The organism is Herbaspirillum sp. B65 (genome assembly GCF_000333555.1).
GTDB lineage: Bacteria > Pseudomonadota > Gammaproteobacteria > Burkholderiales > Burkholderiaceae_D > Herbaspirillum > Herbaspirillum rubrisubalbicans.
The window spans coordinates 1-444 of record NZ_BADI01000614.1; the positions used below are offsets into that span (position 1 = coordinate 1).

Annotated in this window: 1 pseudogene; it reads right to left on the bottom strand. The window is 68.2% G+C overall.

The window, feature by feature from the left end:
• A pseudogene (locus tag I5W_RS14470) lies at positions 1 to 444 on the bottom strand (SEL1-like repeat protein); the annotation flags it as partial.

The following is a 444-nucleotide window of genomic DNA, read 5'->3' on the forward strand; positions in this document are numbered from 1 at the left end:
AGATGCTGCTGCCGGGGCCAGCATGCGTTCGCCCTGACGCGCCAGCAGCCACTGGGCATCCGGATCGCCCTCCGCTGCCACCGTTTCCAGCGCGCGCAGCGCGCGGCTCTTCTGCTCGGGACTGGCCGCCGCCACGCCGACCGGATGTTCCAGGACCAGGCGCGCCAAGGTCAGACCAGCGCGCGTGGCACCCGCCTCGAAGGCGCGCTCGTACCATTGCGCAGCTTCGTGCGGCTTGCCCAGCTGGCTCACAACTTCATAGGGAATATGCCGGGCAATGAGCATCCAGGCATCGGCCAAGCCCTGGCGGGCAGCCCGCTCCAGCCAGTGCCATGCGGTGCCCGGACTTTGCGGCAAACCGTTGCCGCCAAACAGGTAACGCTGGCCCAGGCTCAGTTGCGCCTGGGCATCTCCGGCACGTGCTGCCCGGATGATTGCTAGATC